15 protein-coding genes are annotated in these 14,181 nt (G+C 58.3%); 9 read left to right on the top strand and 6 right to left on the bottom strand.

Annotated elements, in window-relative coordinates; translation table 11 throughout:
- Positions 1-62: 62 nt before the first annotated feature.
- Both ACWJJK_RS13925 and ACWJJK_RS13920 read left to right on the top strand, forming a co-directional pair.
- The gene (locus tag ACWJJK_RS13925) at positions 63-254 is read left to right on the top strand and encodes a hypothetical protein (protein ID WP_133718268.1); all 192 of its coding nucleotides are present in this window, start codon (positions 63-65) and stop codon (positions 252-254) included.
- Between the two features lie 152 nt (positions 255-406).
- Positions 407-787 (top strand): hypothetical protein, encoded by a 381-nt coding sequence (locus ACWJJK_RS13920; RefSeq protein ID WP_454128191.1) that lies wholly within the window; start codon positions 407-409, stop codon positions 785-787.
- A 40-nt stretch (positions 788-827) separates the two neighbouring features.
- Here the strand turns inward: ACWJJK_RS13920 and ACWJJK_RS13915 are convergent, their stop codons facing one another.
- Positions 828-2,783, bottom strand: coding sequence for a serine/threonine protein kinase (locus ACWJJK_RS13915; RefSeq protein ID WP_454128190.1), 1,956 nt, complete (start codon positions 2,781-2,783; stop codon positions 828-830).
- A gap of 420 nt (positions 2,784-3,203) precedes the next feature.
- Between ACWJJK_RS13915 and ACWJJK_RS13910 the strand changes: the two genes are divergently transcribed.
- Positions 3,204-3,575, top strand: a complete 372-nt coding sequence (locus tag ACWJJK_RS13910; RefSeq protein WP_434151713.1) for a hypothetical protein — start codon at positions 3,204-3,206, stop codon at positions 3,573-3,575.
- A 156-nt stretch (positions 3,576-3,731) separates the two neighbouring features.
- Here ACWJJK_RS13910 and ACWJJK_RS13905 read toward each other — a convergent pair whose 3' ends face one another.
- Positions 3,732-4,058 carry a BON domain-containing protein gene (locus ACWJJK_RS13905; protein WP_086135033.1) on the bottom strand — a complete coding sequence of 109 codons (327 nt, stop codon included), beginning with the start codon at positions 4,056-4,058 and terminating at the stop codon, positions 3,732-3,734.
- A gap of 215 nt (positions 4,059-4,273) precedes the next feature.
- A complete protein-coding gene (locus ACWJJK_RS13900; protein ID WP_133718272.1) occupies positions 4,274-4,642 on the bottom strand; it encodes a hypothetical protein in 369 nt (122 codons plus the stop codon).
- 329 nt (positions 4,643-4,971) lie between these two features.
- On the opposite strand from ACWJJK_RS13900, the gene ACWJJK_RS13895 reads away from it, so the two are divergent.
- Positions 4,972-5,976: a sodium:calcium antiporter gene (locus ACWJJK_RS13895; protein WP_454128189.1), complete on the top strand. Its 1,005-nt coding sequence runs from the start codon at positions 4,972-4,974 to the stop codon at positions 5,974-5,976.
- A 50-nt stretch (positions 5,977-6,026) separates the two neighbouring features.
- Here the strand turns inward: ACWJJK_RS13895 and ACWJJK_RS13890 are convergent, their stop codons facing one another.
- Both ACWJJK_RS13890 and ACWJJK_RS13885 read right to left on the bottom strand, forming a co-directional pair.
- A complete protein-coding gene (locus ACWJJK_RS13890; protein WP_454128188.1) occupies positions 6,027-7,412 on the bottom strand; it encodes a sensor histidine kinase N-terminal domain-containing protein in 1,386 nt (461 codons plus the stop codon).
- Positions 7,405-8,076, bottom strand: a complete 672-nt coding sequence (locus ACWJJK_RS13885) for a response regulator (RefSeq protein ID WP_133718275.1) — start codon at positions 8,074-8,076, stop codon at positions 7,405-7,407. The genes ACWJJK_RS13890 and ACWJJK_RS13885 overlap by 8 nt, the downstream gene beginning before the upstream one ends.
- A gap of 145 nt (positions 8,077-8,221) precedes the next feature.
- Here ACWJJK_RS13885 and ACWJJK_RS13880 point away from each other — a divergent pair, with 145 nt between their 5' ends.
- The 5 genes from ACWJJK_RS13880 to ACWJJK_RS13860 all read left to right on the top strand — a co-directional run bounded on the left by ACWJJK_RS13880 (position 8,222) and on the right by ACWJJK_RS13860 (position 13,357).
- Positions 8,222-9,604, top strand: a complete 1,383-nt coding sequence (locus ACWJJK_RS13880) for an OpgC family protein (protein WP_454128187.1) — start codon at positions 8,222-8,224, stop codon at positions 9,602-9,604.
- Positions 9,605-9,732: 128 nt separating this feature from the next.
- A complete protein-coding gene (locus tag ACWJJK_RS13875) occupies positions 9,733-10,380 on the top strand; it encodes a carbonic anhydrase (protein ID WP_077729851.1) in 648 nt (215 codons plus the stop codon).
- A gap of 333 nt (positions 10,381-10,713) precedes the next feature.
- Positions 10,714-12,105 carry an NfeD family protein gene (locus ACWJJK_RS13870; RefSeq protein WP_454128186.1) on the top strand — a complete coding sequence of 464 codons (1,392 nt, stop codon included), beginning with the start codon at positions 10,714-10,716 and terminating at the stop codon, positions 12,103-12,105.
- Entirely contained in the window at positions 12,102-12,863 is a 762-nt protein-coding gene (locus ACWJJK_RS13865; protein WP_454128185.1) for a slipin family protein, read from the top strand. Before ACWJJK_RS13870 ends, ACWJJK_RS13865 begins: the two co-directional genes overlap by 4 nt.
- A 194-nt stretch (positions 12,864-13,057) precedes the next feature.
- Positions 13,058-13,357, top strand: coding sequence for a hypothetical protein (locus ACWJJK_RS13860; protein ID WP_077729848.1), 300 nt, complete (start codon positions 13,058-13,060; stop codon positions 13,355-13,357).
- A 105-nt stretch (positions 13,358-13,462) separates the two neighbouring features.
- Here the strand turns inward: ACWJJK_RS13860 and ACWJJK_RS13855 are convergent, their stop codons facing one another.
- Positions 13,463-14,086 (bottom strand): urate hydroxylase PuuD, encoded by a 624-nt coding sequence (locus ACWJJK_RS13855; protein ID WP_208110175.1) that lies wholly within the window; start codon positions 14,084-14,086, stop codon positions 13,463-13,465.
- Positions 14,087-14,181 lie beyond the last annotated feature (95 nt).

Here is a 14,181-nt window from a genome sequence, read left to right as displayed (position 1 = left end):
GGCGCCACCGCCATCGAAACTTCGCGGGCGTGCCGAGGTGTGCTTATTTGGATTTGAAGTCGATGAGCAAAGTTTGGGTTTTTCAGCAATCTACGTTAGAAGTCGCACTGGACGAGTGGGTCCAAGAGCAGATCGATCACTATCCGCACAAGGAGGAGCTTATCCGCACCGTGGCCCTCGCGATGCGCGATTTCCTCGATTCGCGGCAGGTGGCCGAGCACAAGATGGTGATGAACGTGTCGGACAAACCCTAGTCTCGAACGTGCCGGCCGCGCAACGGGCTTCTCGACAAACGAATTGCAGGTACGCGATCCTTTGCCGCCGAAAGTGTCTTGACGGCGTTCCGCCGATTTGTTTCAGTCGGCAGGATGATCGTTCCGGTTCCGGCTTGTCCGAAGGAGGCAATATGCACGGTTTGGTTAAGACGGCGGTTTTGTTGATCGCTATCGCGAGCGGAAGCGTCTGGGCTTACGGTGGCGGGGGCGGCGGAAGCAGCGGGTGCGCCGAGCCGAAATTCTTCGAACCGAATCCGACCGGCGCCGTTGCCGCGCTTGCCGAGTTCGCTTTCGTCGCGTCGGACAATACCGACAGCGATACTCTTACGGTCGAAATCAACGGCCAGACGGTTCAGCCGGTACTCGAACGCATGAGAAGCGGCGACTGGCGAGTCAAGGCCGTCCCGCCGCAGCCCCTCACCGAGCCCGGTAAGATTCGGATTTCGGTCAAGGCGAAGAGCCGCGACGGGTGCTGGGGATTTCAGCCGTATGCTGTCGAGGTCAAGCCGTGAGTTTCCGGCCGACTGCGCCAGCGTGAGCTTTTCGGCCGTTTTATCCCCACTGCTCCAGCACTACGACCTTCCACGCGCGGTTTTTTGTGGGCCGAACCGTTTGCCAGGCGGCAATGCGATTGGATTCTCGGCCGCTTCCATGGGTCGGGCCGTGGTAATAGCCGATGCCGGCTTCCTGATCCGCAATCTGTCTCGCGAGCTGGCGCAGTTCCGGAATTTTGTCGAACCGTTCTTCGCGGAACAGGTTTTCCCCGATTTCGTCCGTATCGGTATCGTAAAGGATGAAACCGTCGTCCTGAATGATCCACACGGCTCTCTCCTGGGTTTGGAGTCCCGCGGGCAATAGTTTTCCCAGGAACTCGGCGGCCTTGAAACGGGTGGACAGAAAACCCGGTATGGTCTTGCCGCGCTTTATGGGTACGACGAGGGTTACCGCGTCGAAACCTTCTGGCGCCTCGTAGACGCGGCTCAGTATGGGTTCGGCCAGTTCCAACGCCAGACGATTGTGTTCTAGCCGGGAGGTATCGGCGCCCACGGCCTCAGCGTATTTCGCCGGCGCCACGGCGGTGATCGTGCCGGGGGCGATCGTGGCGGCGAAAAGTTCGGCGTCGGGATACCGGGTTAGCAGGGATGTCAGAAGCGGAGTCATGGCCTTGCGGTCGCCTATGTTGCCCGCGGCGTCCGCGAGCCGTTCCATCCCGTTCCGTATCGAGCCTATGGCATTCGCTATGTCTTCCGCGATCTGATCGGCGGCGGTCAGGTTTTCGTTGGATATGCGGGTGACGTCGGCCAGCGCCGTTTCCGCGCGCTCGCGGGCATGGACCGCCATTCGTCGCTCGGCGACGGCCACTTCCCGCTCTTTCCGGGCATCCATGGCGAAATGGACCGCCAGCCCCGCACCGATCGCGACGGCCATGACGACCGCAAGTCCAGCGGAAAGCGCTGCCTTGTTGCGGGCGACGAAACGGCGCAGCAACTCGCCGCGCGAATAAGCGTACGCGCTGACCAATCGTCCATCGCGGAAAGCGCGCAGCTCGTCGGTCAATTCGGCGGCGTCCCGGAAGCGGCAAAGCTTGTCCTTCGCGAGGGCCTTGTCGCAAATGGCGGTAAGCTCGGCCGGTGCGGGAACCGGACCTTTGCGCGAGGAGGGCAGCGGCGCTTTGGACTTGAGCTGCTCGACGATGGACGAGAGGCTGCCTTTGAGCGGCGCCCGTCCGACCAAGATGTGATACAGAATGCAGCCGAGGGCGAATACGTCGGTTCGCGCGTCCACTTCGCCATAACGCTGATCCACTTGTTCGGGCGCCATATAAGCGGGTGTCCCGAGGATTTCGCCGACTTGAGTGAGGTCGTCGGATCCGGCCTCTTCGGATGCGGCCGGTACGGCCCGGCGGAAGACATCGGCTTCGATGCCGATCTTGGCGAGACCCCAGTCCAGGATGATGGTTTCGCCGAATTGTCCCAGCACGATGTTGCCGGGTTTGAGATCCCGGTGCACCACGCCTTTTGAATGGGCGTAGGCCATAGCCTCGCAGACATCGATGAGCCGGTCGAGCAATTGCAGACGTTTTGCAAGCGCCTGTTCGGGCTGTTCCGAATTGCATGCGGAAAGCGCTTCGGCCAGGGTCTGCCCCCGTACGAGGCGCATCACGTAATAAGGAGCACCTTGGGAAGTGGTTCCCATGTCGTAGACCGGAACGATGCCCGGATGCTCCAGGCGTCCCGTGATTTGGGCCTCACGGAGAAAACGGAGCCTGATGGTGGAGTCGACGGCTTCGTTCGATGCGAGCATTTCCTTGATGGCGACCTGACGCCCAACGCGCTCGTCGAAACCGAGCAGCACCCGCCCCACGCCCCCCTGGCCCACTGTGCCGCACAAGGAGTAATGATCGGTGAGTCTGTAATCGGCTGTGGATTCCTGCGAACCTTGCGCAGCATCGAGCTGGAGTTTCAGCACCGTGTAATCGTCGAAATCGGCGTTATCGTTACCGCGCATTGGTCGATCGTGTGTATTGAACGAAGCTCACATTAATGTAGTTCGTCATCGGCTAAGGGACAAACGGACGGCGACGATCGTGCCGAGCCGATCGGCGCCACGGTCGGCTCTTATCCAAGAACGGAAGGGGCGGAACGCGGGTCTAATTGCTTGACGTTGCCCGAATCGTACGGAAGTAGCGATATGGTCACTAAGCGCGTAATGGGCGATTTAGCGACAGGGGCAGAGAACGAAGGCGTGGGGAAGGGAGTCGCCGTCAGCTCAGGGAAATCGAGTCCGATCACGTGCCTTTTGTTCTGCCTTCTCGCGAGCATCGCGGTCTTGTGGTTTCGACCGGTTCATTCGGCGGAGATCTACGAATGCCGAACCGATGCCGGGTTGTTATATACCGATGAACCGGCTTTGAGGAGTTGCCGTCGGATGCATATCAAGGTCACCAAACCCGACCCCGAGGCGATTGCGCGATTGGAGGAATGGAAAGAGCAGCAGGCGGCCGAGGCGGCCCGGAAAGCGGCGGAAGCGCGTGAAGAACGCTTGGTCCGGGTTCGCGAGCTGGAAGCCCTGGCGGCATGGCAATCGGCACGCGCGGCCATGATCGACGCCGAGGCCGCTCAGTATTGCCAATATCCTCAGCCGGTCTATTTTCCGTTATGGACTTATCCCGGAGTCCCCATTTTTCGTGATTATTCGAGTTTTAGCGGATACCCGTTCCCGTATGGGCACGACGCAAGGCGCTACTCGCGATACGGAATGTCGCCCGACCGAATTCATTTCTGGCGAGAGCGGCGATAAGGACCGGGCCGAACAAGGGAACATTCCTCGCGCCGGCAGGTGCGGCAACGCGAAATCAAACCGAGCCGATAAGAAAGGCGACGACGAACGAACCGAAAAGAACAAACAGTCTCCCGAGGAGCCTGACGCCAAGTCTCAGCTCCACGACGGGGTTTCCTAAAACCGCGGCTCGTCGCTTTTCTGCCTGACGCGGATGTTGTTCTCGACCGACTTGACGCCTCGGATTCCGCGCGTGATCGCCTCGGCATGCCGGCGTTGATCCTCGTCGGGAACGAAACCGCCGAGTTGCACATGCCCCTGATGGGCTTGCACCTGGATGCCGAGACCGCCGACATAAATGTCCTGTAAAAGCGCTGCCTTGACCCTGCTCGCAATAGTAACGTCGTCGGCATTGGCGCCGAACTCCGTCTTCTTGCCTTCCGAATTGGCGCAGCCGGTCAGGACGAGCACCGCAATGGACACCAGGAAATATCGCCGTTTCATTTTTTCCTTGCCTGGTTTCGATCTACGGCAGTAGCCAAGCCCAAATGCTCGTTCAATCCAGTCGTACTTGAAGCATGAGACGCTCTTAGCCAGCCGTCCCTAGAGCGTCTCGTTTCCTCCGTCATCTGAGCGAGATCGGGGTTTTCGTGCTGGATTCGCGTTGGCGCTCGAAAGGCGCTTCTGTTTAGCGTCGGCCGCAAACCCGATGTGAAAATCTATTGGTTTTGCCCGTCTTCGGAGCCGCCTTCTCCGCCTTCCGTGCCGCTGTCTCCGCCCGTTGCCCCGCCGGGACTGCCCGTACCTTGCTCGCCTTCGGGCTGCCGTGGCTCCGCCGCGGGCGTGGTTTGCTGGCCTTCGCCTTGGGGTTGCTGTCCCGTCTCCGGCTGACCGGTTCCGCCTTCTTTTTGTTTTTCCCCGAATGGTTGGAAACCCTCCCAGCCGGGGTAGGACTTATCGCGATCGGCTTCGGTCCCCGCGACGACAGTCGCCTTGTCCAGAGATTTCTTAGCCGCCCAGACCGGATTCGCGACAAATAGCAGACTCGATACGGCTGCCGCCAGGGCGATCGAGATTTTGTGGCGCATGGATTCCCTCCTGTTTCGCATCCTTATTCGGAAGCTACCCGACAACATCGAATGAAAATTACTAATAGCACGAACGCCGGTCTCGGTCTCTATGGACTATTACGAGGGGAAGGTGCCGAGCTCATGTAAACATGCAAACACCCATACTCCGATTTCGCCCCACGGCCCGGTGAAATGCGGTTAATCGGAGGTCTCGTGAAAAGACGTTAAACTACGCGCCAACTTTTACCTCCGTCCCGTCCGCAGAAAGGGGATCATGCGGCAACCCTCTGCGGCCATGGAGCGGGCGAACCCTGCGACTTGTCACGAAACACAATCAATATCCAATAATGTTCAGTATTTGGGCGGAATTTGCCGCTTGCTTCCTCTTGATCGCTTATGCCGGAACGAAGCTTTCGTTATACGGCGATGTCATTGCTGACAAGACCGGCCTCTCGGGAAACTGGGTGGGACTGGTCATGCTTGCCACCGCGACATCGTTGCCCGAGTTGATTACCGGGTTAAGCTCGGTCACGCTCGCATCGGCGCCGAACATCGCCGTGGGTAATGTGCTCGGTGCTTGCGTTTTAAATCTGATGATTCTGGTCGTGGTCGATTTCCTCCACCGTAAAGAATCGATTTATCGCCGCGCCAGCCAGGGCCATATTCTCTCCGCGGGTTTTGGAGTGGTCATGATCGGCCTGGTGGGGTTCAACGTTCTCCTCGGACAGCGAAACGGTTGGGCCATAGGGCATGTAGGCGTTTATATGCCTGTCATCGTTCTGATGTATTTGATCGCCGTGCGTTCGATTTTTCATTACGAAAAGCAGCAGGTGATCGAGTTCGCGGAAGAGGTTACCGATCGTTATGCCGGCATCTCGCTGCGCCGCGCGATCGTGAGTTACGGCGGGGCCGTGGTGGTCGTAGTCGCCGCCGGCGTATGGATGCCGTTCATCGCGACCAAGCTCGCGACGGCCATGGGGTGGCACACGTCATTCGTCGGCACGCTGCTGGTCCCGATAGTCACCTCGATGCCCGAACTCACGGTTACTCTGGGTGCTTTGCGGCTCGGGGCACTCGACATGGCGATCGCCAATCTCCTGGGGAGTAATCTTTTCAACATTTTGATTATCGCGATCGACGATTTGTTTTACCGCCCAGGGCCTTTGTTATCCAACGTATCGGCCATCCACGGCGCGTCGGCGATGTCGGCCGTAATCATGACTGGCCTCGCGATCGTGGGCATTCTGTATCGACCGGCGACGCGTGTCTTCAAAACAGTGGGCTGGATCAGCCTCGGGCTCTTTGCGATTTATTTGCTAAATTCCACGGTGCTCTACCTCCATAGCGAGTAACCGGCCGAAGGTAGGCTTTGCCAGTCGGTTCGCCGGAAGAGTTTCTCAGCTCAAAAAAACGGTTCTCGGTCTTGAAAGAGAACTTCGATCCGCGCTCCGCCGTGATCGGAACGTGACAGCCGGACCCGCGCGTCATGCTGCTCGGCAATTTCTTTGACGATCGCAAGCCCGAGCCCGCAGCCGTCGCCGGGACTGCCCGGGGGGCGATAAAACCTCTCAAAAATCCTGTCCGCCTCGGAATCCGGAATGCCCGGCCCGTCATCTTCCACGATGAGGCATGGATGGGTATCCGCCGCGAGCCGTACCGTAATTTGGCCATGATCGCGTCCGTAGCGGATGGCGTTGTCCAGGAGATTGTTGAGCAATTCGCGGAGCAGGGTTTCCTCGCCTTGCACGTACACCGGAGCCTGCGGTCCTTCGAAGCTCAGATCCATATCGCGTTGCAGCGCTCTCGGCACCCAATCCATACAGGCATCCCTTGCGATGGCGCGGAGGTCCGCCCGCGAACCGGGGCGAGAGCCGCCCAGAGCCGTTTCCGAGCGCGCCAGCACCAAGAGCTGCGTGCTCAACCGCGATGCCCGGTCGGCGCAGTTTCGGATTTGCGCGAGGGCGGGGCGCATCGTCGCCAGCTCGGTTTCCCGCAGAGCACGCTCCGCCTGGACTTTCAGGCCGGCCAACGGGGTTCGCAGCTGGTGCGCGGCATTGGCGATGAAGCGCTGCTGGGCAGTGATTGCCGTGGAGAGCCTCGCGAGTAGATCGTTGATGGTATGGGTCAGCGTGAGCACTTCGAGAGGTACGCCGGTATCAGGGATCGGCGCGAGGTCGCGCGGCGAGCGTTGGGCGATTTCGCGCGTCAATGTGTTTAGCGGATGCAGGCCCCGGTTGATGCCTATCCAGATGTACAGCCCAGCGCCAAAAACCAGCAAAAATTGGGGTACCAGCTCGGCCAGGAGAATGTCGGTCATCATGCTGCGTCTTTTCCTTATCGTCTCGGCAACCTGGACCAAAACCTCCTCGGAACTGTCCTTGGGTGTGGCGAGCATGGAAACCACCCGGACCCTGTGCTCTTGAATCATGCTGTCGAAATACACTGGCTGGTCGCGGACCGAGGCCAAGTCGGGCGGCGGTGGAACTCGCTTGTCCCCGGCCATGAATCCGTGGCGGGACGATTCGATTTTGAAGAAGGTTTGATCTACCTCGTCCCACTGGAAAATCTCCAATGCGGTGGGTGGCAGTTCGAAGGTCACCTTGCCTTTCTGGGCCTTGACTTCCTGCGCCAGGGAGCGTGCCGAGTCGAGCAGCCAGCGGTCATAGGCCGCATTGGCGTAATGAAACGCGATGTAATAGGAGGCTATGGCGTCCAGCACCACGAACAGGGCGAGAGGGAGCGCCAAGCGCAGCAGAAACTGGGTTCGGAGGCTCTGGACTTTAGCCATCGGTGTCTTTTTCGAGTAAATAGCCTAGGCCGCGCACAGTCCGGATTCTCACGCCGAATGCCTCCATCCGTTTGCGCAGCCTGTGGATATAGACTTCGATGGCGTTGTCTCCGAGTTCTTCGTTTCCCGCCGACAGGCGCTGGGCGATACGGTCCTTGCTGACCACCCGTCCGGCCTGGATCAACAGCGCCTCGAGCACTCCGTATTCTCTTGCGGACAGAATGATCGGCATATCGTCAACCAGTACTTGGCGATTCAGGGTGTCCAGCGTCAATCGGCCGACCTTGAGATCGCCGAATCCTCCATAACGGCGACGTATCAGAGCGTGAATTCTTGCCTCCAACTCTCGGAGGTCGAAAGGCTTGACCATGTAGTCGTCCGCGCCCCATTCGAGACCCTTGATTCGGTCATTCAGGGCATCTCGTGCGGTCAGGACCAAGACGGGCACGGGATTTTTCCGCGCTCGCAATCTTCGCAATAGCTCGCAGCCCTCCATGTCGGGCAGGCCCAGGTCCAGAATGACCAAATCGAAGCTTTGGGTGAGCAGTGCGGATTCGGCATAAGCACCCGAAGCCGCACCGGTGACCGCGTAGCCCGATTGACCGAGCACGTGCGTGAGGCCGTCGGCCAGAACGGTATCATCCTCCACGAGTAGAATCTTCATAAGTCAAACAAGCGTTATGAAAGGTTTGTGAAAGCTTCGGATTATAGAATGGAGCGTTAGGGCGCCCGCGCCGAGAGCGCTATGGGGTGAGTGTCTAAGTCAGCGTGGACCCGGTGCATATTTTCGTCGACAGATTAAGATCCCGATGACCGGACAAAGCTTACACAAACAGCGAAACCTTAAGCTCGATTTTTTTCGCGGCCTTGCCTTGCTGATTATCTTTATCAATCACATCCCCGCCAACGAGCTGCTGCTTTATACCCCGTCTCGTTTCGGCTTGAGCGATGCGGCCGAGGTCTTCGTGTTTCTCTCCGGCTATGCAGCGGCCATCGCTTATGGCCGCAGTTTCCGCACGTCCGGTTTATGGTTGGGCAGCGTTCGGGTGTTTTACCGCTGTGGGCAAATCTACGGCGCCCACCTCGCTCTGTTCATGCTTTTGGCGGCTGTTTGCGTGCTGGGCAACGCGGTTTTCGAAGAGCCGGATTATATCCACCGTCTCAATATTCGATATTTTTTCGATGATACTCAGGAGGCCCTTTTGGGACTCATTTCCCTACGGTATGTTCCGAATTATTTCGATATTCTGCCGATGTATCTGGTGGTCATGTTGTGGATACCGGTGGTGTGGACGCTGTCCCGCATTCATATAGCGCTGGCCTTCGCCTTCCCTATCGGTGTTTACCTCGCCATGTGGCGATACGGACTGGAGCTTTCGGCGGACTTGCACAGCGATCGCCCCTGGTTTTTCAATCCGTTCGGCTGGCAGCTGATTTTTTTCACCGGCTTCGCCTTCGGATCCGGCTGGATTAAACCTCCCGGACACAAGATATGGCTGGCGGCAATCTGTGTGGCGTTCGTGATTCTGTCTTTGCCGCTGAGTCCCGAGCCGGCGCTCCGGCCGACCGAGTTCCTGATTCAACTCCACGCCGGTTTGCAGCCCTGGCTGGACAAAACCCATCTCGGGCCGTTACGGTGGGCGTATTTCATGGCCTTGGCCTATCTCGTCACGACATTCCTGCGGAACCGGGAACATTGGCTGAATTCGAAGGCCGTCCGGCCCATTATCGAAATGGGTCAGCAGTCGCTGCCGATATTCATCGTAACGATGGCGCTTTCCTATGTCGGCGGTATGTTCTTGGACCAATTCGGTCACGAGGTCGCGGCGCTTACGGCGGTCAATTTGGGCGGCTGCGCGTTGCTCTTGCTTACTGCCCGCACGATGGCGTGGTTGAAGTCTAGCCCATGGAAAGTTCAGAGCGGGCGGAGCTCCTTGTCGGCCGCTTGGCACGATGATGGAGCAAGCGACTCGCTCTTCCCGGTTTTTGCGGTACGGCCGAGCCGATTCAAGCAAACTCCGGTAATGGTTCTCGTAGCTTTTGTGGCAGCGGTGCCTTTGTCTCTTTCTCAAAGGAATTCGGACGCTCACTATTCCATGGTGGCCATGCGAGGGGCCGAAGGGATCTTAGTGCAAGATCGTGTGCATGGTCATGTAAACGAGGCAGTGGGCACTCAAGAGAATTTCAAGTAGCAAGCTCGGGCGATGAGTACGTCGCGAGTGCGTGACGCATTTGGCCGCAGGCCGGTCCAATGCGTGCAGCGTCGGTATCTGGACCGGCACCGTCAAACGCCGATTAACGAACATTTGAAGAGGCAACTATGAGACCGTTCGAGAAACTATTATTGGAAAACAAAGCATGGGCCGAAGAAAAAACGATCCGGGAGCCGGAATACTTTTCGCGGTTGGCTAACGCTCAGACACCGGATTTTTTGTGGATCGGGTGTTCCGATAGCCGGGTTCCGGCGGAAATCATCGTCAATGCTCAGCCCGGCGAGATTTTCGTACACCGGAACATCGCCAATCAGGTTATTACCACCGACTTCAACAGTCTCAGCGTGATCCAGTATGCGGTCGACGTGCTCAAGGTGAGCCACGTGATCGTATGCGGGCATTACAACTGCGGCGGCATCCGGGCGGCGCTCAGCCCGCAACGCTCGGAACTGCTGATCGTCAACAAATGGCTGATGCATATCAAGGACGTGTACCGTTTGCACCAGTCCGAGATCAATGCGCTGGAGACCGAAGAAGCGCGGGCGGAGAGATTGGTGGAGCTCAACGTCATCGAACAGGTTCAGACGCTCGCGCACACCTCGGTAATCCAGCATGCATGGAAACGCCATCAACGCCCGGTACTGCACGGGTGTGTATATGGCCTGAAAGATGGAATCATCAAAGAACTCATCCGGCTTCCGCCCGAAACGCTGATTCATCCGATTTACCAGTACACGGATCTGCCCGAGGGTTGACCCTTCCGGTCGGCACGCTTAGAGCCTATTCTGGTAGGTCCCCAAACCCTTCGACAAGCCTGTCCTGAGCACCGTCGAAGGGCCTGTCCTGAACCAAGTCGAAGGGCTCAGGGCGAACGGCCGACCGAGATAGGCTTTCGGCGCGCATCCGGTTTTTGCGTCTGCGTAGTTCCCATACACCTGAAGCGTCGCGCGAGAAGAGATTTGCCGCCCGAGAACCGTTAGCGGTATAAGAGAGTCCGAGAAAGAGAGGAATCAATCGGAACCGGAGGCTTGCCGGCGAGCTCCGCCTCGGAAAGGTCAAACACATTCACCGGGAGTCGCGGAGAACGGATGCTGCGAAATATCATCGTCATCTTTATCGGGTTGTGGCTCACGGCGGAGATCGCGGGTGGAGCCGAGCAGCCGTCCGAACGTCCGGCTCCGCCGCCGAAGGTGGTTGCGCAGTTGACGATAGACGGTCCTGTAGGGCCTGCGACCAGCGATTATATCGGCCGTGCGCTGAAGGACGCCGAAGCGCGAAATGCGAGCCTGGCAATCATTCGGATGGATACGCCGGGCGGCCTCGACACGGCGATGCGCGACATCATCCGAATGATTCTGGCTTCGCCCTTTCCGATAGTGTCCTACGTCGCCCCGAGCGGAGCCCGGGCGGCCAGCGCAGGGACTTATATTCTTTATGCCAGCCATGTTGCTGCGATGGCACCCGCCACCAATCTCGGTGCCGCGACGCCGGTCGCCATCGGCGCGCCGGGAGGAAACGAAGGCAAGCCCGGGCCGAACGATAAGGATGAGCCGAAAACGCCGCGCGACTCCGGCGACGCCATGTCCAAGAAGATAATCAATGACGCGGTGGCCTATCTGCGCGGTCTTGCTCAGCTTCGGGGCCGAAACGCCGACTGGGCCGAGAAATCGGTGCGCGAAGGGGTCAGTCTTACCGCCGAGGAAGCGCTTAAGATGCACGTCATCGACATCGTCGCGTCCGATGTTCCTGCTTTGCTGGCGAAATTGCATGGACGGCAGGTCGACGTGTTGGGCCGCTCCGTGACGCTCGATTTGACCGGGGCCGCCGTGGAAACGATCGATCCCGACTGGCGCAGCCGGCTGCTCGCCGTCATCACCAATCCCAATGTTGCATACATCCTGATGATGATCGGGGTGTACGGACTCATTCTCGAATTTTACAACCCCGGATCCATCGTACCGGGCACGGTCGGCGTCATCTCCCTCCTGCTGGCGATGTATGCCTTTCAGGTCCTGCCGGTCAATTATGCCGGTCTCGCCCTGATCATCGTCGGCATCGGTCTGATGATCGCCGAAGCGTTCGCGCCGAGCTTCGGGGCGCTCGGGCTAGGCGGCATCGCGGCGTTCATCATCGGCAGCGTAATCCTGATCGACACCGAACGAATGCCCGGCGTCGGCCTCAGTTGGGCCGTGATCGCGGCATTCGCCCTAGCCAGCCTGATGTTCTTCGGCGTTGCGGTAGGCCTGATCTTGCGGTCGCGGCACAAGGCCGTCGTCACCGGGCGCGAAGAGCTGATCGGTGCGGTGGGGACCGCCCTGGAGGACTTCCAGGAATTGGGCAGAATCCATGTCCGAAGCGAAATCTGGACGGCGCGAACCGGGATTGCGGTGCACAAGGGTCAACGCGTTCGCGTAAAAGGAATGGACGGATTAATTCTCAACGTCGCGCCATTAGAAGAACGAAAGGAGCTAGAGCCATGATCACCACCTATTTCGTCGTTTTTCTCGCCGTCGTCGTACTGATGTTTCTGTTCGCGGCGATCAAAGTGCTGCGCGAATACGAGCGAGGCGTCATCTTTCTGCTGGGCCGATTCTACAAGGTCAAGGGACCGGGACTGTTCATCGTCATTCCGATCATTCAGCAGATGGTCAAGGTAGATCTCCGGACCATCGTGATGGACGTTCCGACCCAGGATGTGATTTCGCGGGACAATGTTTCGGTCAAGGTGAATGCGATCGTCTTTTTTCGGGTGATCGATCCGGCCAACGCAATCATTCAGGTGGCCAACTATTACGAAGCGACCAGTCAGCTCGCGCAGACAACCTTGCGTTCGGTGCTCGGCCAGCACGAACTGGACGAGATGCTGGCGGAACGCGAGAAATTGAACATCGACATACAGGGCGTCCTCGATCAGCAGACGGATGCCTGGGGCATCAAAGTATCCAATGTGGAGATCAAGCATGTCGACTTGGATGAGAGCATGGTTCGAGCCATTGCGCGACAGGCGGAGGCCGAGCGGGAACGCCGCGCCAAAGTGATACACGCCGAAGGCGAGTTTCAGGCTTCGCAACGCTTGGTCGAAGCGGCTCGGACATTGGCGCAGGCCCCCAGAGCCATCGAACTGCGCTATCTCCAGACCCTGACCGAGGTTGCGGGCGACAGATCTTCAACCATCGTGTTTCCGCTGCCGATGGAAATCGTGAGTGCCTTCAGGAGCAGTCAAAGCACGACATCTTGATCGGTTCATCGTTCTGCCCATGCCATGCGGTAGAACAGGCGCCGGAAAAGGAAGGCGATTACGCCGCGACTTTGTTCTCGCCGCTCTTTCGCGGTGGTACCCACAGGTAGGATAATCCGATTGCGGGCAGCCTTGCTGCCCAGGACGTGGCTCGGTCGCGTCGATTCCTACCAGTCAAGCGAGGTTATGCTGATATGCCGCTATTCATTTCCATATTGCTCACCATAGGCATCATTTATTGGTATTACCGGACCGCAGAGCGGTTGGGATTGAAGTCGCTGCACTGGGGTGTCGCGGGAGCCATCGCTTACCAGGTGCCGGCCTGGGCGTGGATGATCTTGGTTTCCAAACCGTACCTGTCCTCACTCAGAGGAGCGGCGAAAACTGGAATGTCGGCGTTCCTGATCGGTCACTCCTGGATTTTGGTGGGCGCACTATGTGCCGTGTTGGTTTACAAGTTCGTCCTGTTGAAAGCCAATGTTCGGGAATCGTAATCGGTCATTTTTCGGTAGCTACCGAGCAACCGATTCTAGGTTCGATACACGGAAAAAGGGATTCCGAGCTTAAACCGGAATCCCTTTTTGATTTCGATGAACCCCCTACGCCAGGTTTTGGGCGGCGACCATGAAGTAAAGCATCGGGATCGAGGACATGGTGTTGAAACGGCTGGTCAGCATCGCTGTCCGTGCGGCCGCCTTTTTCTCGTCATCCGTGGCTTCGACCAGCCCCAGCGCCTTCTTCTGGTTCGGCCAAATGATGTTCCAAACGTTGTAGGCCATGATCAGGCCAAGCCACATTCCGAGACCGATATACGTGGCCTGACCGCCTTTGAAGTAGCCCAGCAGCAGCGCCTGAAGGACATAGCCGTTCAGGGTTGCCAGGATCAACCCGGTCACGACCGTGGACAAGGCTGCCCAGCGAAACCAGAACAGAGCGGCCGGCGCGATGACCTTGCCGATCGCGGGTTTTTGTTCGTCCGGAATTTTGGGCATGGACGGGATTTGGACAAAATTGAAGTACCAGAGCAGGCCGATCCACATGACGCCCGAAAGCACATGCAGCCAGCGAAACAGAAACGCAAACCAGACTTGCGACATCTGAACGGTGCCGGTGGCGAACGCCAGAGCCACGACCAGCACGGCGCCGAAGATCAGAGCCCTTTCCAGTTTGTCCAATCCGAATTTCGCAAGTGCGTTGATCACCTGAAGCATGACATTTTGCATCGTCGTTTTCCCCTTTTTTGTTAGTGTTGACTAGACCGTGCAAAGTGTGCGCGGGCTCAACAGGGTATTCTTCTCTCGGGCGGCAATCAAATGGA

The organism is Methylocaldum gracile (assembly GCF_053646815.1).
Note: the sequence above shows the minus strand (reverse complement) of the source record. Positions and strands in the feature narration are given on the sequence as shown.

Coding starts and splice junctions, on each gene's coding strand:
- ACWJJK_RS13925 (WP_133718268.1), top strand. CDS start 63: ATGAGCAAAGTTTGGGTTTTTCAGCAATCTACGTTAGAAGTCGCACTG.
- ACWJJK_RS13920 (WP_454128191.1), top strand. CDS start 407: ATGCACGGTTTGGTTAAGACGGCGGTTTTGTTGATCGCTATCGCGAGC.
- ACWJJK_RS13915 (WP_454128190.1), bottom strand. CDS start 2,783: ATGCGCGGTAACGATAACGCCGATTTCGACGATTACACGGTGCTGAAA.
- ACWJJK_RS13910 (WP_434151713.1), top strand. CDS start 3,204: ATGCATATCAAGGTCACCAAACCCGACCCCGAGGCGATTGCGCGATTG.
- ACWJJK_RS13905 (WP_086135033.1), bottom strand. CDS start 4,058: ATGAAACGGCGATATTTCCTGGTGTCCATTGCGGTGCTCGTCCTGACC.
- ACWJJK_RS13900 (WP_133718272.1), bottom strand. CDS start 4,642: ATGCGCCACAAAATCTCGATCGCCCTGGCGGCAGCCGTATCGAGTCTG.
- ACWJJK_RS13895 (WP_454128189.1), top strand. CDS start 4,972: ATGTTCAGTATTTGGGCGGAATTTGCCGCTTGCTTCCTCTTGATCGCT.
- ACWJJK_RS13890 (WP_454128188.1), bottom strand. CDS start 7,412: ATGGCTAAAGTCCAGAGCCTCCGAACCCAGTTTCTGCTGCGCTTGGCG.
- ACWJJK_RS13885 (WP_133718275.1), bottom strand. CDS start 8,076: ATGAAGATTCTACTCGTGGAGGATGATACCGTTCTGGCCGACGGCCTC.
- ACWJJK_RS13880 (WP_454128187.1), top strand. CDS start 8,222: ATGACCGGACAAAGCTTACACAAACAGCGAAACCTTAAGCTCGATTTT.
- ACWJJK_RS13875 (WP_077729851.1), top strand. CDS start 9,733: ATGAGACCGTTCGAGAAACTATTATTGGAAAACAAAGCATGGGCCGAA.
- ACWJJK_RS13870 (WP_454128186.1), top strand. CDS start 10,714: ATGCTGCGAAATATCATCGTCATCTTTATCGGGTTGTGGCTCACGGCG.
- ACWJJK_RS13865 (WP_454128185.1), top strand. CDS start 12,102: ATGATCACCACCTATTTCGTCGTTTTTCTCGCCGTCGTCGTACTGATG.
- ACWJJK_RS13860 (WP_077729848.1), top strand. CDS start 13,058: ATGCCGCTATTCATTTCCATATTGCTCACCATAGGCATCATTTATTGG.
- ACWJJK_RS13855 (WP_208110175.1), bottom strand. CDS start 14,086: ATGCAAAATGTCATGCTTCAGGTGATCAACGCACTTGCGAAATTCGGA.